Annotated in this window: 1 protein-coding gene; it reads left to right on the forward strand. The window is 51.6% G+C overall.

All coding sequences use genetic code 11. The features are described 5' to 3' along the window. Window positions 1–1,018 (forward strand): IS3 family transposase (locus BZJ21_RS15320; RefSeq protein ID WP_108743192.1); only part of this gene is annotated, 1,018 nt, incomplete at its 5' end. Window positions 1,019–1,042 lie beyond the last annotated feature (24 nt).

Raw genomic sequence — 1,042 nt, forward strand, 5'->3', positions numbered from 1 at the left:
CGCGAATGGCGCCCCTCAGTACAAGGCGGCTGAGCTTATGCAGATACCACAACGCACGTTGCGACGTTGGCGTTCATCACAAGGGCAGGTGCTGCCAGATCTACGCTCGCTTGCTATTCAAGCGGAGCCGAAAAACAAGTTGTCTGAGCAAGAGCGTCAGCATATTCTGCGTGTCTGCAATGACGCTGACTACGCCAGTTTACCTCCGAGCCAAATCGTTCCACGACTGGCTGATCAAGGCGAATATATCGCCAGTGAATCCACGATCTATCGCGTGCTGAAAGCGAATGACCAACTTCACCATCGAGGCAAAGCCAAGCCGCCACAGCCAGCGACAGAGCCGACGTCTCATCAGGCCAGTCAGCCGAATGAGATCTGGACGTGGGATATCAGCTATTTACCTTCGAATGTACGTGGCCTGTATTGGTACCTTTATATGATCATCGATATTTACAGTCGGAAAATCGTCGGCTGGGAAGTTCATGACCGTGAATGCGGTACGCTTGCGTCTCAACTCATTGAACGCGCGACGCTCAGTGAAGGTTGCTTGGTAAAGCCACGTTATCTACACGCTGACAATGGCGCACCGATGAAATCACTGACCTTACGCGCCAAGTTGGATGAGATGGGTATCCGTACCTCTTTCAATCGCCCAGGTGTCAGTAACGATAATGCGTACTCGGAATCATTGTTCCGCACAGCCAAATACCGCCCTAACTACCCGGCACATGGCTTTGAAGGACTGGGCGCTGCGCGTGAATGGATGTTGAACTTCGTCAACTGGTACAACAATGAACATCGACATAGCGCGATTAAATTCGTCACGCCAGCGCAAAGACACCGCAACCAGGATACTCAGGTGTTAGCGAAACGGCATGCCGTCTATCAGCAGGCAAAAGCCAAGCATCCTGAGCGTTGGGCTAAAGAAACGCGTGGCTGGACGCCTGTTAGTTCAGTAACACTCAATCCAAGCAGCTCAGAAGACAATCAACGAGGCGGTCAAAAAAGCGCCGCTTAATTAGGAAATCTGGTCAACTACCTT

The sequence above is a fragment of the Salinivibrio costicola subsp. alcaliphilus genome (assembly GCF_001996185.1).
GTDB lineage: Bacteria > Pseudomonadota > Gammaproteobacteria > Enterobacterales > Vibrionaceae > Salinivibrio > Salinivibrio costicola.